Genomic DNA, 21,721 nt, shown 5'->3' with positions numbered 1-21,721 from the left:
GGCCTTGTGGATCTCCAGAAGTGCCGCCAACCTCATGATCAACGGGGGGAGAGCCAGAGGACGCCCAGCGGGGGGACCCGCAGGGACGCGGACGCCGGGAGGCCGTGCCAGGGGACGTTCTCGGCGTGCACCTCGCCCAGGTTGCCCACGCCGGAACCGCCGTAGTGGTGGGCGTCGGTGTTCAGCGCCTCGGCCCACGTACCGGCCGTCGGCAGGCCGATCCGGTAGTCCTCCAGCGGGGCCGCGGAGAAGTTCGCCACGCACACCAGCGTCTGACCGTCCGGGGCGATCCGGATGAACGACACCGTGTTGTTGGCGACGTCGTCCCCGGCGATCCAGCGGAAGCCGGCCGGGTCGGTGTCCTGCGCCCAGAGCGCCGGGGTCTCCCGGTAGACGCGGTTCAGGTCGGCGACCATCCGTTGCACACCGGCGCGGGCCGGGTCGTGGGTGAGGTACCAGTCGAGGCCGCGCTCCTCGCTCCACTCCCGGTCGTCGGCCAGCTCGCAGCCCATGAAGAGCAACTGCTTGCCCGGGTGCGCCCACATGTACGCCAGCAGCGCCCGCACCGTGGCCAGCCGCTGCCACGTGTCGCCGGGCATCTTGCCCGCCAGTGACCCCTTGCCGTGCACCACCTCGTCGTGGCTGATCGGCAGCACGTAGTTCTCGCTCCACGCGTACGCCAGCGAGAACGTGAGCTGATGGTGGTGGTGCTGCCGGTAGATCGGGTCCTTCGAGGTGTAGAGCAGGGTGTCGTGCATCCAGCCCATGTTCCACTTGAACCCGAACCCGAGCCCGCCCTCCGAGGTCGGCTTCGTGACGCCCGGCCAGGCGGTGGACTCCTCGGCGATCATCAGCACGCCCGGGTGGTGCCGGTAGACGGTGGCGTTGACCTCCTCGAGGAACGCGATCGCCTCCAGGTTCTCCCGGCCGCCGTGCACGTTCGGCGCCCACTGCCCGTCGGACCGGGAGTAGTCCAGGTAGAGCATCGAGGCGACCGCGTCCACGCGCAGCCCGTCGATGTGGAACTCGTCCAGCCAGTACAGCGCGTTGGCGACCAGGAAGTTGCGGACCTCGTTGCGGCCGAAGTCGAAGACGTACGTGCCCCAGTCGGGGTGCTCGCCGCGACGCGGGTCGGGGTGCTCGTACAGCGGGGTGCCGTCGAAACGGGCGAGGGCCCACTCGTCCTTGGGGAAGTGCGCCGGCACCCAGTCCAGGAGCACCCCGATGCCGGCGGCGTGCAGCCGGTCCACCAGGTGGCGGAAGTCGTCCGGGTCGCCGAACCGGGCGGTGGGCGCGTAGTAGCCGGTGACCTGGTAACCCCACGAGCCGCCGAACGGATGCTCCATCACCGGCAGGAACTCCACGTGGGTGAAGCCCATCTCCAGCACGTACGCGGTGAGCTGCTCGGCCAGCTCCCGGTAGCCGAGGCCGGGCCGCCAGGAGCCCAGGTGCACCTCGTACACGCTCATCGGCTCCTGGTGCGGCGCCTGCCGGGACCGGCGCGCGAGCCAGTCCGCGTCGCCCCACTCGTACCGTGACTCGTGCACCACCGACGCGGTGGCCGGCGGCACCTCGGTGCGCGCGGCCATCGGGTCGGCCTTGTCCCGCCACCGGCCGTCCGCGCCGAGGACGCGGTACTTGTAGCGGCTGCCCACCGGCAGTCCGGGCACGAAGATCTCCCACACGCCGCTGGACCCGAGCGACCGCATCGGCCACCCGTCGTCCGGCGCCCAGCCGGTCACGTCGCCGACCAGCCGCACGGCGCGGGCGTTCGGCGCCCAGACGGTGAACGCGACGCCCTCGTCGAAGACCCGGGCGCCGAGCGCCGCCCAGAGCCGCTCGTGCCGGCCCTCGCCGATCAGGTGCAGGTCGAGGTCGCCGAGCGTGGGCGGATAACGGTACGGGTCGTCGTGCGTCGTGCCGTCCACCTCGACCCGGTAGTCGAGCACCTCGCCGGGGAGCACCGCCTCGAAGACACCGGCGTCGTGCACCCGCTTCATCGGGTGCCGTTCGCCGTCGGCGAGCACCGTCACCTCGCCCGCACCCCGGCGCAGCGTCCGGATCGTGGTGCTCCCGTCGGCCGGATGTGCGCCGAGCACGGCGTGCGGATCGTGTACCTCGCCGGTGATCAGCTGGTCCATCGGGCGTCGTCCTTGTCGGCCGGTGCGGTCGGGGCGGTGCCGCCGGAGAGGTCGGCGGGTACGTCTTCCACTGTGAGGTCGGGCGCGGCCGGGTGCTCCGGTTCGGCGACGGCCTCCGGCGCGGCCGGGCGGCGCACGGTGAGCACGTGCGCCGGTTGCAGGTACGGGTCGAGGCGTACCGCGTTGCGCTGCCCCCAGTCGTACTCGGCGCCGGTCAGCTCGTCGCGCACGGTGAACCGCTCGTGCCAGTCCAGGCCGAGCGCCGGCATGTCGAGCGTGGTGTTGCCCCACTGCACCTCGCGGGAGTCGAACGAGCAGACCACGATCACCGTGTTGCCGGTCTGGAGGTCGTGCTTCGACCAGCACAGCAGCGCCGGGTTGTCGATGTCGTGGAACCGCAGGTTGCGCAGCTGGTGCAGGGCGGGGTTGTCCCGGCGTACCCGGTTCAGCGTGGTGATGAACGGCGCCAGCGACCGGCCCTGCGCCAGCGCGGCGTCCCAGTCCCGGGGCCGCAGCTCGTACTTCTCGTTGTCCAGGTACTCCTCCGCGCCCGGACGGGCCACGTGCTCGAACAGCTCGAACCCCGCGTACATGCCCCAGGAGGGGGACAGCAGCGCCGCCAGCACCGCCCGGATCTTGAACATCGGCGGGCCGCCGTGCTGCAACGACGAGTGCAGGATGTCCGGCGTGTTGGGCCAGAAGTTCGGCCGCATCCAGTCGACCGAGGCGACCAGCTCCTCGCAGTACTCCCGCATCTCGGCCGCCGTCGTGCGCCAGGTGAAATAGGTGTACGACTGGGTGAAGCCGACCTTGCCGAGCCCGTGCATGATCGCCGGCCGGGTGAACGCCTCGGCCAGGAACAGCACGTCCGGGTCCACCTTCTTGACCTCGGCGATCAGCCAGTGCCAGAAGTCGAACGGCTTGGTGTGCGGGTTGTCCACGCGGAAGATCCGGACGCCCTCGCCGACCCAGTGCAGCACCACCCGCAGCACCTCGGCCCGGATGCCCTCCGGGTCGTTGTCGAAGTTCAGCGGATAGATGTCCTGGTACTTCTTGGGCGGGTTCTCCGCGTACGCGATGCTGCCGTCGGCGCGGGTGGTGAACCACTCCGGGTGCTCGGTGACCCACGGGTGGTCCGGCGCGCACTGCAACGCCAGGTCCATGGCCACCTCCAGCCCCTGCTCCGCGGCGGCCGCGACGAAGTCGCGGAAGTCCTCCTGCGTACCCAGATCGGGGTGGATGGCGTCGTGGCCGCCCTCGGCCGCCCCGATCGCCCACGGCGAGCCCACGTCGTCCGGCCCGGCGGTCAGCGCGTTGTTGCGGCCCTTGCGGTTGACCCGGCCGATCGGGTGGATCGGCGGCAGGTAGAGCACGTCGAAACCCATCGCCGCGACACCCGGCAGCCGCTGGATCGCGGTGGCGAACGTGCCGGAACGGGCGGGCGCGTCGACGGTGGCCGGGATCGCGCCCTCGGAGCGGGGGAAGAACTCGTACCAGGCGGAGAAGAGCGCCCGCGGCCGGTCCACCCACAGCGTGCGCTCCTCGCCGGTGGTGACCAGCTCGCGCACCGGGTGCTCCCAGAGCAGATCGGCCAGATCCAGCGCCGCGCTCACCCGCCGCGGCAGGTCCAGGTCGTCGTCGGCCAGGGCCCGCACGGCTTCGCGTACGCGATCCCGGTCGGCCTTCGGCACCAGGTCGAGCGCGGCGGTGAGCACCCGCACGCCCTCGGCCAGGTCGTTCGCCAGCTCGGCCGCGCCCTGGCCGGCGGCGAGCTTCTTGGTGACCGCGTTCTGCCAGGTGAGGTACGGGTCTCCGAACGCCTCCACGGCGAAGCGCCACAGGCCCACCGCGTCCGGGCGGATCGTGGCGTGCCAGCGGTCCTGGCCGGGCTCGCCCGGGCGCATCCGGGTGAACGGGCGGGCCGCGCCGTCCGGGCCGAGCCAGACCACGTTGCACCCGAGCGCGTCGTGGCCCTCGCGATAGGCCCGCGCCGACACCGGCACGACCTCGCCGACCACCGCCTTGGCCGGGTAGCGACCGCAGGAGACGACGGGGGAGACGTCTTCGATCGGGAACCGTCCAGTCACCCGCTCAACCTACTGCGCGAGATCCTCTCGCGCTCGGTTGCGCACTGCTTCCACGCCGCCCACCCGGTCGTGGCCGCGCCCGGGTGGGCGGGCCTGCCGGGTCAGCGCCGGGCCCGCCACGCCTTGGCACGCCGCAGGTAGCGCAGCACCCCGGCCGGCCCGGTGGAGACCGGCCAGTCGTCGGTGCGGAAGTAGGCGTCCGAGCCGCCGTCCAGGAAGATCACCGAACCGCAGAGGAAGTCGGCGGCCGGCGACAGCATGAACGCCACCCACTCGCCGACGTCCGCCGGCCTGCCGCGCCCGCCGATCGGCACCGGCAGCCCCTCGACCGCCTCCTTCTCGCCCCGGGCGATCTGCTCCTCCAGCAGCGGGGTGGCGATGATGCCGGGGGCCAGGACGTTCACCCGGATGCCGGCGCCGGCCCACTCCGGCGAGATCGCGGCGCGGCGTGCCCACCGCGTCACCGCCAGCTTCGAGCTCGCGTACGCGAACGGCGCCGAGCGCTTGCCGAAGCGCCCCACCACGCGCAGCGCCCGGTCGGCGTCGCGGTCGAGCAGGGCCCGCACGGCGCGCTCCGGCACCATCGGGGTGAGCGTGACGGAGTTCGAGCCGAACACCACGACCTTGCTGTTGCCGGCGGCGGCCAGCGTCGGTCGCCACGCCTCGAGCAGCTCCACCACGCCGAAGAAGTTGACCTGCTGCACGAGCCGGTCCCGGCCGGGGATGCCGCCGAGCCCGGCGGCGCAGACCGCCCCGTCGAGCCGCCCTCCGGCCCGCTCCAGCACCTCGGTCGCCGCCGCCGCGCGCCCGGTCGGCGTGGAGAGGTCGGCGACGACCTCCACGTCCCGCAGGTCCACGCCGACGACGGTGTGCCCGTCGCGCCGCAGCCGCTCGGCGGACGCCCGGCCCATGCCCGAGGCCGCGCCGGTCACCGCGTACGTACCCATGTCGGTTCCTCTCCGCTTAGCCGACGGTCGGTCCGGGTCGGCCCGTGCGTCTTGCCGGATGCTGGCACGCCGGGCGGCCCCGGGTGCGACGAAACCGTGCCTATTCCGCCGTCGGGCGGCCCGGGGCCTGGGCGGCGGGGAGCTTGCCCGCCGCGTGCCGCCCGACGACGTAGCCGTAGACCAGGCCCTGGCCGATGGTCGCCCCGGCACCCGGGTAGGTGCGGCCGAAGGCGTTGGCGGCGGCGTTGCCGATCGCGTACAGCCCGGGGACCGGGGTTCCCGCGCCGGACAGCGCCCGGCCGAGACCGTCGGCCCGGATCCCACCGCAGGTCCCGAGGTCGGACAGGACGACCCGGACGGCGTACAGGGTGCCGGCCAGGGGCCGTAGGTTCGGGTTCGGCGTCACCGTCGGGTCGCCGTAGTAGCGGTCGTACGCGCTGGCCCCACGCGCGAAGTCGTCGTCGACGCCGGCGGCGGCGAGCTGGTTGAACCGCGCCAGGGTGGCGCTCAACGCGTCGGCGTCCACGCCCATCGACCGGGCGAGGTCACCCGGGGTGCCCGCGCGGTGCGCGATGCCCGCCTCGTACCAGGACTTCGGCAGCGGGGCGCGGGGGAAGTGCGTGCCGGCGAAGACGTAGCTGTTGCGGTACCGCTGGTCGAAGACCAGCCACATGGCCGGCAGCGCTGCGCGCTCGCGGGCGAGGCCGAGCACCCGCTGCCCGAACGTCATGTAGTCGCAGGACTCGTTGACGAACCGGCGGCCCGTGCCGTCCACCATGAGCGACCCGGGCAGGGAACGCTCGGCGAGGAGCACCGACGGCGCGGCGTCGCCGACCGGCGCGACGGCGGGGAACCACCACGCCTGCTCCATCAGGTCGGTGCCGGCGCCCGCCTCCTGGGCGGCGCGGATCCCGTCGCCGGTGTTGCTGTCCGCGCCGAGGCTCCAGTCGCCCAGGTCGCGGTGGTGGTGGGCGTGCCGCAGCGGCAGGTCGTGGTCGAAGCCGCCGGTGGCGAGCACGACACCCCGCCCGGCCCGTACGGCGAACGTCGTCTCCCCGTGGCGCAGCTCGGCCCCGACGACCCGGTCCCCCTCGACCAGTAGACGCTCCAGCGCCGTCTCGGTCCAGACCGGGATGCCGGCGCGGCGGACGCCGGCGAACAGGCCGGCGGCGATGGCCTGGCCGCCGGCGGCGTACTCGCGCCCGAGCGCGAGGCCGCCGAGGCCCTGGGCGAGGCGGGTCACGATGCGGGGCAGCGCGCGAACCGGGGTCTTCGCCATCAGGTTGAGCCACTTGTAGTCCGCGCCGGTGACCGGCATGGGGACGGGCGCGGAGAGGACGGCGGGACGCAGCCGCGCGCGGTCGGCGCCGAGGATCTTCAGGTCGAGCGGCCGGCACTCGCAGCTGCGGCCCTCGGCGGTGCCGCCGGGCAGCTCCGGGTGGTAGTCGGAGTAGCCGCGGGCCCAGAGGAACCGCATCGGGGTGGTCCGCGTGAGCATCTCGATAGTGGCGGTGCCGTGCTCCAGGAAGCTGCGCCAGCGCTGCTCGGGCGCGGAGCCGTCCACGACGGCCTCCAGGTACGCCGCGCCGCGCTCGGGCGTGTCCCCGGAACCTTCGGCGGCCAGCACGGGATTGGCGGGGATCCAGAAGGCGCCGCCGGAGCGCGCCGTGGAGCCGCCGACCCAGCGCGACTTCTCCACGACCACGACGGAGAGGCCGGCCTCGTGGGCGCTGAGCGCGGCGGCGAGGCCGGTGCCGGAGCCGATCACGACGAGGTCGACCGAGGTCGGCCGGGGCTGCCGGGGTACGGACATCGGGGGGACTCCTTGCTACGGGGCGACGACGGGCCGGGTACCGGCGGCGACGAGCGCCGCCGTCCCCTCGGCGTCCAGGGGGCAGTGGGTGCCGGTGAAGATGCTGGCCGCGCAGAGGTTGCAGTGGGTGCAGCGCGACCGGGTGGCGGCGTCGCGGCTGATCTTGTTGATCAGATCCGGCTCCCGGAGCAGGGCGCGGGCCATCGCGACGTACTCGAAGCCGTCGCTCATGGCCGTGCGCATCCCGTCGAGGTCGGTGACGCCGCCGAGCAGGATCAGCGGCATCGACAGCTCGCGGCGGAACTGGAGCGCGAGGTCGCGGAAGTAGAGCGGCTGGTAGGGGTAGTCGCGGAACAGGAACCGGCCGAACATCTTCATGCCGAGCCGCAGCAGCGGCGGCTGGGGCGCGGCCATCGCCGCGAGCGGGATGTCGCCCCGGAACAGGAACATCGGGTTGAGCAGCGAGGACCCGCCGGTGAGTTCCAGGGCGTCCAGGTGCCCGTCGGCCTGCAGCGTCCGGGCGAACGGGATCGACTCGTCGAGGTCGAAACCGCCGGGCACGCCGTCGCGCATGTTCATCTTGGCGATGACGGCCACGTCGTCGCCGACGGCCTCCTTGACGGCGGCCAGGATCCGGCGCGGGAACTCGGCGCGGTTGGCCAGCGCACCGCCGAACTCGTCCCGGCGTCGGTTGAGCTTCGGCGACAGGAACGAGCCGGCGAGGTAGGTGTGGCCCAGGTGCACCTCGACGGCGTCGAAGCCCACCTCGCGCGCCGCCGCGGCGGCGCTGCCGTGGGCGGCCACGACGCGGCGGATGTCGTCGTGCGTCGCGGCGCGGTCGAAGCCCATTGCGAGGGGGTTGAACCGCGCCGACGGGGCGAGCGAGGGCAGCCCGTTCGAGCGGGAGTTGGCCACCGGCCCGGCGTGCCCGATCTGGGCGCTGACCTTGGCGCCGGTGGCGTGCACCGCCTCGGTCAGCCGCCGCAGCCCGGGCAACGCCTCGGGCCGCCAGTAGACCTGGCCCCGTTCGGTGCGCCCCTCGGGCGCGACGGCGAGGTAGGCGACCGTCGTCATGCCGACGCCGCCGCGGCCCACAGCGGTGTGGTACTCGATCAGGCGGTCGGTGACCAGGGCGTCCGGGGTCGCCCCCTCGAAGGTGGCGGACTTGATGACCCGGTTGCGCAGGCGCACCGGACCGAGGGTGGCGGGGGAGAGCGGGTCGGGGATCGGGCGCGTGGTGGTCACGGGGTTTCCTCGGGTGTGGTGATGCGGATGTCCAGCAGACGCAGCAGGGCGTCGACGGCCTGGGCGGGCGAGCCGTCGGGGCCGCCGCGGGCCCAGTCGTACAGCGCGGCCTGGGCCGCCTCGCGGTACGCGGTGGCGACCGCGTGGTAGATCGCCGTCGGCGCTCCCGGTCGACGCCGGGCGATCTCCCGGGCGAGGGCCTCGGTCCAGGGGGCGTAGGCGCGCGCGGAGGCTTCCGCCAGCTCGGGTTCCTCGGCGACGACCCGCATCCAGTACCCGCCCGCGCTGAGCACGAGCGCGTCGTCCGAGACGGAGGCGACCACGGCGGCGCGCAGCGCGTCCGACAGCGGGACGTCGAGGGACAGCGTGCGGAACGTCTCGGTCAGCCGCCGGGTGGCGGCGGGCACTCCCACCCAGGCGAGAGCGGCCTTGGACGGGAAGTGCCGCATCAGGGTGCGCGCGCTGATCCCGGTGGCCGCGGAGATGTCGTCCCACCCGGTGGCGCCGTAGCCGTGCTCCGCCCAGAGCCGCAGGGCCGCGGTGCCGACCGCTTCGGGATCGAGCACCGTGGGCCGGCCACGTCGGCGCCGCGCGGGCGGGTTGTCCGAGGCCATGCGGCCAGTGAAGCATTTTTGGCAGGGAGCGTCAATAATCGGCGCTCGGCGTCTAGCTCGTCCGCTGCGCGACGAACACGAATTCCCGACCGGGGCGATCCGGCGCCTCCCGCACGTCGAGCACCCGGTATCCGGCGGCGGTCAGGCTCGACTCGACCTCGTCGCGGTCGCGGAACCGCAGCGTCGAGTCCGACGTGACCACCGCTCCGTCGCGCAGGAACCGGTAGGTGAAGCGGAAGGAGACGAACGGCAGGTCGATCGCGGTGACCCGGAGACGCCGTTCCACGCGTCCGACGCCCGGGACGGATCGGACGACCGGGGCGGTGTCCGTCGCCCACTGTTCCCAGGCGCGACGATCGGGACGCCGGGTCTCGAAGACGAGATGCCCCTGCGGCCGGAGCGCGGCGTGGATGCTCCGGAGCGTCAGTCCCCAGTCGGCATCGGTGAGGAAGACCTGCGCCACGTTCCCGGTCATCGTGGCCAGGTCGGCGTCGAGCGCGGGCAGCGCCGTGGCGTCGCCGTGGATCCAGTGGACCGTGCCGGCCCCGTCCTTGGCCCGCGCGACGTCGAGGGACGCCTCGGCCGGGTCGACGCCGACGACCGCGTGCCCGTGCCGGGCCAGCAGGACCGCCAGCGACCCGGTCCCGCAGCCCACGTCGAGCACCCTGCGCGCGCCCAGCTCACGGGCGAGCGCGAGGTAGGCGGCCAGGTCGTCCCGGTCGGAGTCGAAGGCGTCGTAGACCGGCGCGAGGCGCGGATGGGCGAAGATCGCATCGGGCATCCGACGACTGACTTCCTTACACGCCCACCGAGCGGTACACCTCGATCGTCTGCTCGGCGATCGCCTGCCAGGAGAAGTGCTCCACCGCGCGCCGCCGCCCCGCCGCGCCGAACGCCGCGATCCGCTCCGGGTCGGCCAGCAGCTCGTTGATCCGCGCGGCCAGGTCGGCGACGAAACGCTCCGGGTCCAGCGGCGTGCCGGAGCCGTCACCGGCCTGCTCGATCGGCACCAGCAGCCCGGTCTCGCCGTCGGCCACCACCTCCGGGATGCCGCCCGTGGCGGTCGCCACCACTGCGGTCTCGCAGGCCATCGCCTCCAGGTTGACGATGCCCATCGGCTCGTAGACGGACGGGCAGGCGAAGACCGTGGCGTGGGTGAGCACCTGGATCACCTCGTGCTTGGGCAGCATCGCCGCCACCCAGACCACCCCGGACCGGGTCGCCCGCAGCTCCGCCACGAGCCCCTCCACCTCGGCGGCGATCTCCGGGGTGTCCGGCGCGCCGGCCAGCAGCACGAGCTGGGTGTCGGCGGGCAGCTCCCGGGCCGCGCGCAGCAGGTACGGCAGGCCCTTCTGCCGGGTGATCCGCCCGACGTAGACAACGCTGGGCCTCGCCGGGTCGATGCCGAGCCGGTCGAGTACGTCGGTTGCCGGGTCCGGGGCGTACTGCGCGGTGTCGATGCCGTTGTAGACCACGCGTACCCGGTCGGGGTTCACCGCCGGGTACGCGGTGAGCACGTCGCGGCGCATGCCCGCGCTCACCGCGATGATCGCGTCGGCCGACTCGAACGCGGTCCGCTCGCACCAGGAGGAGAGCGCGTACCCGCCGCCGAGCTGCTCGGCCTTCCACGGGCGCAGCGGCTCCAGGCTGTGCGCCGTCACCACGTGCGGCACCCCGTGCAGCAGCTTCGCGGTGTGCCCGGCCAGGTTGGCGTACCAGGTGTGGCTGTGCACCACGTCGGTGCCGGCGGTCCCGGCGGCCATCTCCAGGTCGACGCCCATGACCCGCAGCGCGGCGTTCGCGCCGGCGAGCGGGGCCGGCTCGGCGTACGCGGTGACGCCCTTCTCGTCGCGGGGCGCGCCGAAGCAGTGCACCCGCACGTCGGCGAGCCGGCGCAGCTCGCGGGCGAGGTATTCCACGTGCACCCCGGCGCCGCCGTACACCTCCGGCGGGTACTCGCGGGTGAGCAGGTCGACGCGCATCGGTGCCATGCCCGCACCCTAGTGCAGAGCGCCACGTCGCACCGGGTGCGCAAGTGTGGGCGTCCGAGTGGTGAAGTCGGTTCGGGGTGGTTAGCGTCTGAGCATGGCTGCCAAGGTGCTCGCGATCGTCCTGGCCGGCGGGGAGGGCAAGCGCCTGATGCCCCTGACCACCGACCGGGCGAAGCCCGCCGTCCCCTTCGGCGGGATGTACCGCATGGTCGACTTCGTCCTGTCCAACCTGGCGAACGCCGGCTTCCTCAAGATCGTCGTGCTGACCCAGTACAAGTCCCACTCGCTGGACCGCCACATCACCAAGACCTGGCGGATGTCGACGCTGCTGGGCAACTACGTCACGCCGGTGCCCGCGCAGCAGCGCCGCGGCCCGTGGTGGTTCGCCGGCTCGGCCGACGCGATCTACCAGAGCTTCAACCTGATCAACGACGAGCAGCCCGACTACGTGATCGTCTTCGGCGCCGACCACATCTACCGGATGGACCCCCGGCAGATGGTCGAGGACCACATCGCCTCCGGTGCCGGGGTCACGGTGGCCGGCATCCGGCAGCCGCTCGCGACGGCCGACCAGTTCGGCGTGATCGAGGTCGGCGAGGACGGCAAGCGCATCCGCGCGTTCCGGGAGAAGCCCACCGACGCGGTCGGGCTGCCCGACGCGCCGGACGAGATCTACGCCTCGATGGGCAACTACGTGTTCACCACCCGGGCGCTGTGCGAGGCGGTCGAGCGCGACGCGGCGGACAAGACGAGCAAGCACGACATGGGCGGCAGCATCATCCCGATGCTCGTCGAGCGCGGCGAGGCGAACGTCTACGACTTCAAGGACAACGAGGTGCCCGGCAGCACCGACCGCGACCGCGGCTACTGGCGGGACGTGGGAACGCTCGACTCGTTCTACGACGCGCACATGGACCTGATCAACGTGCACCCGGTGTTCAACCTCTACAACTTCGAGTGGCCCATCTACACCGAGCAGCCGCCGTACCCGCCGGCCAAGTTCGTGCACGCCTGGGGCGAGCGGGTGGGCCGCGCGGTCAGCTCGATGGTCTCGCCCGGCTCGGTGATCTCCGGCTCGCTGGTGGAGAACTCGATCGTGGCGCCGAAGGTGAAGGTGCACTCGTGGGCGCACGTCGACGGCGCCGTGCTGATGGAGGGTGTCCAGATCGGCCGCCACGCGGTCGTCCGGCGCGCGATCCTGGACAAGAACGTCCACGTCCCGGAGGGCGCCGAGATCGGCGTCGACCTGGAGAAGGACCGCCAGCGCTACACCGTGTCCGACAACGGCATCGTCGTCATCGGCAAGGGCCAGCGCGTCGAGCCCTGAGCAGTCCCCACCGCATCACCGAGGAGGATCCCGCAGTGGCCCACCCCCGTGCCGGCCAGCCCGCACAGCCCGCCGACCTGGTCGACGTGCCCCGGCTGGTCACCGCCTACTACGCCGAGCACCCGGACCCGGACGACCCGGCGCAGCAGGTCTCCTTCGGCACCTCCGGGCACCGCGGTTCCAGCCTGCGCAACGCGTTCAACTCCGACCACATCCTGGCCGTCACCCAGGCGCTCTGCGACTACCGGCGCGAACAGGGCCTGGACGGGCCGCTGTTCCTCGGCCGGGACACCCACGCGCTCTCCGCGCCCGCCGAGGCCGACGCGCTGGAGGTGCTCGCCGCCAACGACGTCACGGTGCTGCGCGACAGCCGCGACGGCTACACCCCGACCCCGGCGGTCTCGCACGCCATCCTCACCCACAACCGGGGGCGCACCAGCGGCCTCGCCGACGGCATCGTGATCACCCCGTCGCACAACCCGCCGTCCGACGGCGGGTTCAAGTACAACCCCACCCACGGCGGGCCCGCCGACACCGACGCCACCAAGTGGATCCAGGACCGCGCGAACGCCATCCTCGCCGCCGGGCTCAAGGAGGTGAAACGCATCCCGTACGCGCGGGCGCGCGCCGCCGCCACCACCGGTGAGTACGACTTCCTCGCCCGGTACGTCGACGACCTGCCCGCCGCGCTGGACATCGACGCGATCCGCGACGCCGGGGTGCGCATCGGCGCGGACCCGATGGGCGGGGCGAGCGTGGCGTACTGGGGCGAGATCGCCGAACGGCACCGCCTCGACCTCACCGTGATCAACCCGCTCGTGGACCCGACGTGGCGCTTCATGACGCTCGACGGCGACGGCAAGATCCGGATGGACTGCTCGTCGCCGAACGCGATGGCGTCGCTGATCGCCGCCCGGGACGACTACGCGGTCTCCACCGGCAACGACGCCGACGCCGACCGGCACGGCATCGTCACGCCCGACGGCGGCCTGATGAACCCCAACCACTACCTGGCCGTGGCGATCGGCCACCTGTTCCGTACCCGGGAGCAGTGGGGCCCGGCCGCGGCGGTGGGCAAGACGCTCGTCTCCTCCTCGATGATCGACCGGGTCGCGGCCGACCTCGGCCGCCCGCTGCTGGAGGTGCCGGTCGGGTTCAAGTGGTTCGTGCCCGGCCTGCTCGACGGCACCGTCGGCTTCGGCGGCGAGGAGAGCGCCGGCGCGTCGTTCCTGCGCCGCGACGGCGGCACCTGGACCACCGACAAGGACGGCATCCTGCTCTGCCTGCTCGCCGCCGAGATCATCGCCACCACCGGCCGTACGCCGAGCGAGCACTGGGCCGAGCTGGCCGACCGCTTCGGGGCGCCCGCGTACGCCCGGATCGACGCCCCGGCCGGCCGGGAGGAGAAGGCGGTCCTGGCGAAGCTCTCGCCGGAGCAGGTCACCGCCACCGAGCTGGCCGGCGAGCCGATCACCGCGATCCTGACCACCGCGCCCGGCAACGGCGCGGCGATCGGCGGCCTCAAGGTGACCACCGAGTCGGGCTGGTTCGCCGCCCGCCCGTCCGGCACCGAGGACGTCTACAAGATCTACGCCGAGTCGTTCCAGGGCCCGGAGCACCTGGCCCGGATCCAGGAGGAGGCCAAGGCGCTGGTCGACGGCGTGCTCGCCACCGCCTGACCCGGCTCAGCGGGGCGGGGGCAGCTCCCGGCGGTTGAGCTGCTCCCGCAACCCGTCCGGCAACAGCTCCCGCAACTGGTCCGGCAGCAGCGGCAGGTCCAGCAGGCTCAGCTTGAGCTGGTTGCGCTCCTGGTAGCGGCGCGGGTCGAGGCGGACCACCCGGCCGGCGTCCTTGACGTACCGGATGTGCACCGAACCCTCGGTCGCCGCCTGCCGGATCAGCAGCCCGTCCATCTCCACCGCCACCGGCGCCGAGTCCGCGCGCAGCTCCAGGTGCACCGTCTCGTGCGCGGAGAGCAGCACCGAGCGGGAGATCCCCGCCATCGGCGCGGACGGCGTCACCACCATCGCCTCGGTGGCCGGTGAGATCAGCGGGCCGCCCGCGGCATAGCTGTACGCGGTCGAGCCGGTCGGCGTGCTCACCACCAGCGCGTCGCACCGGTAGTAGCCGTACCGCTGGCCGTCCACCGCCAGGGTGGCCGTGACGAAGCCGGCACCGGGCTGCCGGACCAGGGCGATGTCGTTGAACGCCACCACGTCGTCGCCGCAGACGTCGCAGGCCAGGCAGGCGTGCGACTCGATGGTGAAGTCGTGTTCCACCAGCCGTTCCAGCGCCCGGGGCAGGTCCGGCGGTTCCACCTCGACCAGGAAGCCGAGCCGGCCCAGGTGCACGCCGAGCACCGGCTTCGGGTCGTGGACGGCCATCCGCAGCGCGCCCAGCATGGTCCCGTCGCCGCCGATGCTGATCAGCGCCGCGCAGCGCCCGGCCAGCTCGTCCGCGGCGACCGCCTCGACCGAGGCGGGTACGCGCGCCCGGTCCTCGGTGCGTACCGCGAGCGTGATGCGGTGCCGGGCCGCCCACTCCGCGATGATCCCGACCACCTCGGAGACGTCCCGGTTGGGGTGCAGCACCAGCCCCAGCACATCGCCCGCCACCGCTACAGCTCACCACAGCGGCGTGCCGCCCGCCGGGCTTACCAGGAGCCGTGAAGCCGGGACAGTGCCCCGAACAGGTGATTTCCGTACCCCCGTGCCGGTCCGGCTCGTTGGACGCGAGGTAGGGCGGGGGGACGAGTGGAGAGTCGATGCATGTCGTGATCATGGCGGGCGGCGCGGGCGTGCGGCTGCGTCCCTACACCTCCACGCTGCCCAAGCCGCTCGTGCCCATCGGTGAGAGCTACGCGATCCTCGAGATCGTCCTGCGTCAGCTCGCCGACCGCGGCTTCACCCACGTCACACTGGCGATCAATCACCTGGGCGCGCTGATCCGGGCGTTCGTCGGCGACGGCTCCCGGTTCGGGCTGACCGTCGACTACGTCGAGGAGGACCGGCCGCTGTCGACGATCGGCCCGCTCTTCGGCATCCGGGACCGCCTGCCCGAGCACTTCCTGGTGATGAACGGCGACGTGCTCACCGACCTCGACTACGCCGACCTGCTGGGCACCCACGCGCGCTCGGGCGCGCCGCTGACGGTGGCCACCTACCGGCGTACCGTCAAGATCGATTTCGGCGTCCTGGAGCTGGCCGGCGACAAGATCACGTCGTTCTCCGAGAAGCCGGTCCTGCACTATCGGGTGAGCATGGGCGTCTACGGGCTCTCCCGCAGCACCATCGCCCACTACCCGGTGGGGCAGCCGTTCGGGTTCGACCAACTGGTGCTGGACCTGCTGGGCCGGGGCGCACCACCGGCCGGCTACGAGTTCGACGGCTACTGGCTGGACATCGGCCGCCCCGAGGACTACGACGAGGCCAATCGGTGCTTCGGCGAGCTCCGGGACCTGCTCCTGCCCGCCGGCACCCCGGCCGGGGCATGATGCGTGTCCTCCTCTTCGGCGCCTCCGGCTTCATCGGCGCTCACGTACGCCGGGAACTGGACGCCACGGCGGACCTGGTGTGCCCGTCACGCGACGAGTGCGACCTGGTCGCCGCGACGCCGGAGGCGCTGCGGGCGTTGCTCGGCACGCTCCGGCCGGACGCGGTGGTCAGTTGCGCCGGAGCGGTGAGCGGCTCGGCCGAGGATCTGATCCGGGCGAACACGCTGACAACCGCCAAGCTCGTGGACGCGGTCGCCGACACCGTGCCCGGCGCGCGGCTGGTCCGTCTCGGCTCCGCCGCCGAGTACGGTCCGGTCCCGTCCGGCGTCCCGGCTGACGAGGACCGTCCCGCGACGCCGGTCAGTGCCTACGGCGTGAGCCAGGCGGCGGCGACCCGGCTCATGGAGCTGGCGGCAGCGGCCGGCCGGGTGGACGCGGTAGCGCTCCGTGTGTTCAACCCCGTCGGTCCCGGCATGCCCCGCACGACACTGCTCGGCCGGGTGGCCGCCCTGCTGTCCCACCTCACGGCCGGCGAGGACCTGCGTACCGGCCCGCTGGACGCGTACCGGGACTTCGTTGACGTGCGGGACGTGGCCGCCGCGGTCAGGCGGGCGGTGACTGTCACCGCGCCGCGGGCCCGTGTCCTCAACGTGGGGAGCGGCCGGGCGGTGCCGGTACGCGACGCGGTCCAGCTGCTGGTGTCGGTGTCCGGCCGCTCGGTCCGCATCCGGGAGGACCGCCCACCGTCTCCCCGCTCCGGCGACGTGAGCTGGACATGCGCCGACGTCGGCCGGGCGGCCTCGGTCCTGGGGTGGGCCTCCGAACACGACCTGTCCGACTCGGTCGGTGCGCTGTGGAGCCAGACGGCTCTAGCGGCGACGCCGGCTCGTTGACCCGACCGGTGCCGGTCCTGCCCGGACCGGTGAAGAGGAGGAGCGAACCATGACGGCAGACTCGACCGGCGGCCCGGTGGTGGTGACCGGAGCCGGTGGCTTCATCGGATCCCACCTGGTCGAGGCGCTCGCCGCCGCAGGCCACCGGGTACGTGCCCTGGTGCGCTACAACGGCGCCGGGTCGCACGGCTGGCTGGACACGTTCGGCCCGGACCAACTGGCCGGCGTCGAGGTCGTCGCGGGCGACATCCGCGACCGGGGGATGGTGCAGCGGCTCGTCGACGGCGCCTCCACCGTCTACCACCTCGCCGCGCTGGGCGGCATCCCGTACTCGTACCTCGCCCCCCAGTCCTACGTGGACACGAACATCACCGGCACGCTCAACGTGCTGGAGAGCGCGCGGACGGCCGGAGTGGGCCGGGTGGTGGTCACATCCACGAGCGAGGTGTACGGGACCGCCACCACCGTCCCGATGACCGAGCAGCACCGGCTGCGCGGTCAGTCGCCGTACTCGGCCTCGAAGATCGGCGCGGACAAGCTGGCCGAGAGCTACCACCTCAGTTTCGGCCTCCCGGTGGTCACGCTCCGCCCGTTCAACACGTACGGCCCCCGCCAGTCCACCAGGGCGGTCATCCCCACCATCATCAGCCAGCTGGCGAAGGGTGGCGGGGTGGTCCGGCTCGGCGCGCTGCGTACCACCCGCGACCTGCTCTATGTGACGGACACCGTAGCGGCCTTCCAAGCCGTGGGCACGGCGCCGGACGACGCGGTCGTGGGCGGTGTGTTCCAGGCAGCGACCGGCCGGGAGACCTCGGTCGGTGACCTGGTCCGCAAGATCGCTGCGATGTTCGGCGTCCAGCCGGAGGTGGTGGTCACCGAGTCCCGGCTCCGTCCCGCGGAATCCGAGGTGGAACGCCTGCTCGGCGACGCCGGCCTGCTCCGATCGCGGACCGGATGGCAGCCGGCCACCAGCATCGACGAGGGTCTGAAGGCGACGGTCGAGTGGTTCCTCGATCCGGCCAACCTCGTGCGCTACCGCTCCGATCGGGCGGTGTGACGGTTTTCCGCACGCTTGTGGGGCGGCCCTTCGTCGCCCACTTCTCCACCTCGCCGGCCGGACGGCCGGTGCCGCAGGAGGCTTGAACGTGATGGTGATGCAGGACAGCCGCCGGTCGTCGGCGATCGGCACGGTCCGCGGCCCCGGCAGCCCCGGTGGGCTCGTCGGGGTGGAGACGCCGGCGTGGCGCACGAATGGTCTCGTCTCGGCGGTGCTGCGCGCCACCGCCGTGGTGCTGCTGCTCAACTTCGACCAGTTCCCGCGTCTGGTCGGCCGCGGGTTCCTGATCGCCGCAGTGGTGCTCGCGGTGCCGTTGCTCCTGCACGAGATCCTCCGTCCGGCCACGCGTGCCCGGACCATGATCTTCTGGACCCTCGTGATCTTCGGCGTCCTCGCGGCGCCGGGGATCCTGCACCCCCCTGAGACGGACTACGGCCGGCAGAAGTTCCTGCTGCTCGTGACGTTGACCGTGTTCGCCACGCTGGCGGTGGCGGTGCTGCGCGGGCGACGCGATGTCGAGATGTTCGCCGCCGTGTTCGTGTTGTCGGGGGTCGTGCTCGCGATCGCCACGCTCAACGGCGATCCGCAGGACGGCCGGGCCGACGGCTTCGGCTCCAACCCGATCTGGCTGGCCCGGGCCATCGGCGGCGCGTTCGTCGCGCTCACCTGGCTCTACCTGCAGAAGCGGGTGGCGGCCTGGTGGGCGGCGGGCCTGGCCGTGCTCCTCGGCCTCGGTCTCCTGGCGACCGGCTCCCGGGGACCGCTCCTGGCCACCGTGGTAGCCCTCTTCGTCCTGGTGCTGGCCGGGTTCCGTCTGAAGATCCGGCGGGGCCGGCGCGAGTGGGTCGGCGTGGGTCTGATGGGCGCTCTGGTGGCCGCCGTTGTCGCGCTGCCGTCGATCCTGCCGCCCCGGGTCTACGCGCTCCTGACCGACCCGAGCGAGGAGCTGTTCGACACCGCCCGCGCGGAGATGCGCGAGGTCAGCGTGCCGATGATCGCCGAGCATCCCGGTGGTGTCGGCTATGGCAACTGGGGCGACTACTCCGGCATGTTGATCCACAACTATCCGCACAACCTGTGGCTGGAACTGCCGGCCGAGGCGGGCTGGCTGGTGGGCGGAGCCTTCATCCTGGCCACGGTGGTCGTGGCGGCGGGGCTGTGGCGCGCGTCCAGACGCGACCCGGTCGCCGGGTTCGTGCTGGCCGTACTGGCGTTCAATGTGGTCGCGGTGTCGACCTCCGGAGACGTGAACGCCGGCCGACCGCTCTTCGCCGCGCTGGCGCTCGGCGTGCTCGTGCTGGCCGGCGCGACACTGCCCGCCGGCGTACGGGCCCGCGCCAGACGAGTCCGTACGCCGTCCGGCCGGGGGGTCGCTGGGTGAGGTGGCGGGCGCGGCTCGCCATGTCCAGCGGCCGACGCGGAGTACTCGGCATCGCCGCCGGATCGGCCGGCGGTCAGCTGCTGGCGCTGGCAGCGGTTCCGTTGCTGACGAGGCTCTACCGCCCAGCCGACTTCGGCGTCCTCGCAGTGGTCGCCGCGCTCGTGGTCACGGTGGGCACGGTGGCCGCGCTCCGGTTCGAGATGGCCGTTCCGCTGCCCGAGCGCGAGGAGGACGCCCGTGCGCTGGTGCGGCTCGGTCTCGTCGCGGCCGCCGGCACGGCGGTACTGGGTTCGCTCGTCGTCGTGCTGGCGGGGGACCGGGTGGCCCGCTGGTTCGGTCAGCCCGAGCTGGCCCACTGGCTCTGGGTGGTGCCGCCCTCCGCCGCCGCGATGGGTGTCGTCCTCGTGCTCAACCAGTTCGCGGTGCGGCATCGGCGTTACGGGGCGATCGGCCGGCGCAACCTCTTCCAGTCTCTGTCGGTGGTGGTCACCCAGATCGTGGCCGGTGGGGCAGGGCTTCGTCCCGGCGGCCTGGCGCTCGGCTTCGGGTTCGGTCAGGTCGCGGCCGCCGCGGTCCTGCTCCGGGACGCCCGCCGGCGCGGCGCGGCCGCCGGGGCCGGCCGGCGGACGTCACGCCTGCCGGCGGTGGCACGTCGGTACCGGCGCTTCCCGTTTCTCCTGGCCCCGTCCGGTCTGCTCAACGTTCTCGGCACGCAGTTGCCGGTGCTGCTCATCGCCTACTACTACGGCTCCACGGTGGCGGGCTGGTTGGGACTTACCCAGCGGGTGATCGCCATGCCCGCCGCCCTGGTGGCGTCCGCGGTGGCCCAGGTCTACCTGGGGGAGGTCGCCCGGATCGCCCGGGAACAACCCCGGCGCGGTCGGCGCGTGTTCCTCGACGCCAGCCGGAGACTGGCCCTGATCGCGGGTCCCGGCGCACTGCTCGTGCTGGTCGGCGCGCCGGCGGCCTTCAGCCTGGTCTTCGGTCCGCAGTGGCACAGCAGCGGCGCCTACGCCCAGGCCCTGGCCGTCTTCATGGCGGCTCAGCTCGTCGTCTCGCCGCTGTCGCAGACGCTCGTCGTGTTCGAACGCCAAGCTCTGCAACTCGCCTGGGACGCGGGCCGTGTCGCGGTGGTGGCGGGAGCCGTCTCGGTGGTGGCGCTCACGGGCGGGTCACCGCTGACCGCGGTCTGGGTGTTCGGGGTGTCTGGCGCGCTGGCATACGGCGTCGGGTGGCTGATGTCGCTGCGGGTCGTGACGGCGGCCGGCCGGGACGCCGGCCGTGCTCGCCCCGCGCCGGAACTCGTGCCGCAGAGCTGAGGCATTCACGTTCTCCGTCACGTCCTGCACGGAAAGAAATCGTTTATCCCTTCATGAGGAACGCTGATCCGGAGCCGGCACCGCGCCTGCTGATCGTCTCTTATCACTTCCCGCCGGCGGAGACAGTCGGCGCACGGCGGCCCGCGGCCCTCGCGGCGTTCGCGAAGCAGCAGGGGTGGGACGTCCGGGTGTTGACCGCAGTCGGGGCCGACCAGGGCGGCGCGCCCGTCCCGGTGCCCGAGGAGCACCTGATCCGGATCGCGCCGTCGCCGCGGCTCCGCCGGCCCGGCCGGAGTGCGGGAGAGCCGGTGCCGGACGGCGCCACCCCACCGCCGTCCCGGCTCGGGCGGATCCGCTCCAGTGCCGATCGACTCCTGGTCAAGGCCGGCATGGAACTGTTGCTGCCGGATCCACAGCTCAACTGGATCCGGCCACCGGTACAGAACTTCGACCGGGGCGCCGCCGGATGGCGCCCGGACGTCATCCTGGTGTCCGGCCCGCCCTTCTCCGGATTCGTCGTGGCCGCCGCACTCGCCCGGCGGCTCCGGGTGCCATGGGTCGCTGACTACCGGGACCTGTGGTCCGTCGGCAACGAGTACTGGGTGCGCTCCGCACTGCGTCGAGCGGTCGACAAGAGGCTGGAGCGGCGCGTGCTGCGGACCGTGGCGGCGTGCGTGACGGTCTCGGAGCCGCTGGCCGAGACGATCCACCGCACCTTCGGGGTGCAGACGCACGTGGTGATGAACGGCATCGACCGCCGGCCCGTACCGATGGAGTCCTTCGCGACCTCGGTCGGCGTCGAGGCGTCGGCTACCACACTGACGCTCGCACACACCGGCTACATCTATCCGGGAAAGCGTGATCCGAGCCCGCTGATCGACGCGATCGCCCTGCTCGGAGCGGACGCAGCGAAGGTGCACCTGATCTTCGCGGGGGAGGACCACGGCATCACCCGCGCCGCCGCCGAACGGGCCGGCGTGACCGACTCCGTCACCCTTCTCGGCCAGGTCTCGCCGGAGAAGTCGTGGCGGATCCAGGCGGACGCGGACGCGCTCGTCCTGCTCATGTGGAACGATCCGCGAGACGCCGGCACGGTGACCGGCAAGATCTTCGACTACCTCCAGGCCCGCCGCCCCGTCCTCCTGCTCGGTTACGAGCACGGCGTGGCCGCACGCCTGCTGCGCGAACGGAGCGCGGGGGTCGTGGCGAACGACCCGGCCGCGATCGCAGCCCGGTTGCGGGAGTGGCTCGCCGTGAAGGAACGTACCGGACGGGTGCCGGCAGTCCCGGCCGCTGCGCTCGACGGGCTGTTCCGCGAGGATCAGCTCGGCCGCTACCTCGACATCCTCCGGGACGCCGCGCGAGGGGGCGTCCAGCGTCCCGTCACCTGAACGGTCCCGACCGGAGGGCGCC

At 72.8% G+C, this 21,721-nt stretch carries 17 protein-coding genes; 8 read left to right on the top strand and 9 right to left on the bottom strand.

Annotated elements, in window-relative coordinates; translation table 11 throughout:
* Positions 1-38: 38 nt before the first annotated feature.
* The 8 genes from glgB to glgA all read right to left on the bottom strand — a co-directional run bounded on the left by glgB (position 39) and on the right by glgA (position 10,838).
* Positions 39-2,141 (bottom strand): 1,4-alpha-glucan branching protein GlgB, encoded by a 2,103-nt coding sequence (gene glgB, locus M8C11_RS05890; RefSeq protein ID WP_252448682.1) that lies wholly within the window; start codon positions 2,139-2,141, stop codon positions 39-41.
* Positions 2,129-4,228: an alpha-1,4-glucan--maltose-1-phosphate maltosyltransferase gene (locus M8C11_RS05885; RefSeq protein WP_252448681.1), complete on the bottom strand. Its 2,100-nt coding sequence runs from the start codon at positions 4,226-4,228 to the stop codon at positions 2,129-2,131. Before M8C11_RS05885 ends, glgB begins: the two co-directional genes overlap by 13 nt.
* Positions 4,229-4,329: 101 nt before the next feature.
* Positions 4,330-5,175 (bottom strand): SDR family oxidoreductase, encoded by an 846-nt coding sequence (locus tag M8C11_RS05880; RefSeq protein WP_252448680.1) that lies wholly within the window; start codon positions 5,173-5,175, stop codon positions 4,330-4,332.
* Positions 5,176-5,275: 100 nt separating this feature from the next.
* Positions 5,276-6,988, bottom strand: coding sequence for a 3-ketosteroid-delta-1-dehydrogenase (locus M8C11_RS05875; protein ID WP_252448679.1), 1,713 nt, complete (start codon positions 6,986-6,988; stop codon positions 5,276-5,278).
* 15 nt (positions 6,989-7,003) lie between these two features.
* Positions 7,004-8,233 (bottom strand): NADH:flavin oxidoreductase, encoded by a 1,230-nt coding sequence (locus M8C11_RS05870; protein WP_252448678.1) that lies wholly within the window; start codon positions 8,231-8,233, stop codon positions 7,004-7,006.
* Complete coding sequence (locus tag M8C11_RS05865; RefSeq protein WP_252448677.1) at positions 8,230-8,847, bottom strand: TetR/AcrR family transcriptional regulator; 618 nt, start codon at positions 8,845-8,847, stop codon at positions 8,230-8,232. Before M8C11_RS05865 ends, M8C11_RS05870 begins: the two co-directional genes overlap by 4 nt.
* A 52-nt stretch (positions 8,848-8,899) precedes the next feature.
* Positions 8,900-9,628: a bifunctional 2-polyprenyl-6-hydroxyphenol methylase/3-demethylubiquinol 3-O-methyltransferase UbiG gene (locus tag M8C11_RS05860; RefSeq protein ID WP_252448676.1), complete on the bottom strand. Its 729-nt coding sequence runs from the start codon at positions 9,626-9,628 to the stop codon at positions 8,900-8,902.
* A 16-nt stretch (positions 9,629-9,644) separates the two neighbouring features.
* Entirely contained in the window at positions 9,645-10,838 is a 1,194-nt protein-coding gene (gene glgA / locus M8C11_RS05855) for a glycogen synthase (protein WP_120570690.1), read from the bottom strand.
* A gap of 94 nt (positions 10,839-10,932) precedes the next feature.
* On the opposite strand from glgA, the gene glgC reads away from it, so the two are divergent.
* Positions 10,933-12,165, top strand: a complete 1,233-nt coding sequence (glgC, locus tag M8C11_RS05850) for a glucose-1-phosphate adenylyltransferase (RefSeq protein WP_091423661.1) — start codon at positions 10,933-10,935, stop codon at positions 12,163-12,165.
* A 35-nt stretch (positions 12,166-12,200) separates the two neighbouring features.
* Positions 12,201-13,844: a phosphoglucomutase (alpha-D-glucose-1,6-bisphosphate-dependent) gene (gene pgm / locus M8C11_RS05845; protein ID WP_091423665.1), complete on the top strand. Its 1,644-nt coding sequence runs from the start codon at positions 12,201-12,203 to the stop codon at positions 13,842-13,844.
* A 6-nt stretch (positions 13,845-13,850) separates the two neighbouring features.
* On the opposite strand, the gene M8C11_RS05840 is transcribed toward pgm, so the two are convergent.
* Positions 13,851-14,780, bottom strand: coding sequence for an NAD(+)/NADH kinase (locus M8C11_RS05840; protein ID WP_091423669.1), 930 nt, complete (start codon positions 14,778-14,780; stop codon positions 13,851-13,853).
* Positions 14,781-14,929: 149 nt separating this feature from the next.
* Between M8C11_RS05840 and M8C11_RS05835 the strand changes: the two genes are divergently transcribed.
* The 6 genes from M8C11_RS05835 to M8C11_RS05810 all read left to right on the top strand — a co-directional run bounded on the left by M8C11_RS05835 (position 14,930) and on the right by M8C11_RS05810 (position 21,699).
* Positions 14,930-15,658 (top strand): sugar phosphate nucleotidyltransferase, encoded by a 729-nt coding sequence (locus tag M8C11_RS05835; protein ID WP_091423673.1) that lies wholly within the window; start codon positions 14,930-14,932, stop codon positions 15,656-15,658.
* Positions 15,655-16,551: an NAD(P)-dependent oxidoreductase gene (locus M8C11_RS05830; protein ID WP_091423676.1), complete on the top strand. Its 897-nt coding sequence runs from the start codon at positions 15,655-15,657 to the stop codon at positions 16,549-16,551. The genes M8C11_RS05835 and M8C11_RS05830 overlap by 4 nt, the downstream gene beginning before the upstream one ends.
* 49 nt (positions 16,552-16,600) lie before the next feature.
* Complete coding sequence (locus M8C11_RS05825) at positions 16,601-17,608, top strand: SDR family NAD(P)-dependent oxidoreductase (protein WP_091423678.1); 1,008 nt, start codon at positions 16,601-16,603, stop codon at positions 17,606-17,608.
* A 91-nt stretch (positions 17,609-17,699) separates the two neighbouring features.
* A complete protein-coding gene (locus M8C11_RS05820; RefSeq protein ID WP_091423681.1) occupies positions 17,700-18,989 on the top strand; it encodes an O-antigen ligase in 1,290 nt (429 codons plus the stop codon).
* On the top strand, positions 18,986-20,308 hold the full coding sequence (locus tag M8C11_RS05815) for a lipopolysaccharide biosynthesis protein (protein WP_139135470.1): 1,323 nt from the start codon (positions 18,986-18,988) through the stop codon (positions 20,306-20,308). Before M8C11_RS05820 ends, M8C11_RS05815 begins: the two co-directional genes overlap by 4 nt.
* A gap of 53 nt (positions 20,309-20,361) precedes the next feature.
* Positions 20,362-21,699 carry a glycosyltransferase gene (locus tag M8C11_RS05810; RefSeq protein WP_091423688.1) on the top strand — a complete coding sequence of 446 codons (1,338 nt, stop codon included), beginning with the start codon at positions 20,362-20,364 and terminating at the stop codon, positions 21,697-21,699.
* Positions 21,700-21,721 lie beyond the last annotated feature (22 nt).

Source organism: Micromonospora sp. CPM1 (assembly GCF_023896895.1).
Classification (GTDB): Bacteria; Actinomycetota; Actinomycetes; order Mycobacteriales; family Micromonosporaceae; genus Micromonospora; species Micromonospora tulbaghiae.
This window is presented reverse-complemented; position numbering and strand designations above follow the sequence as displayed.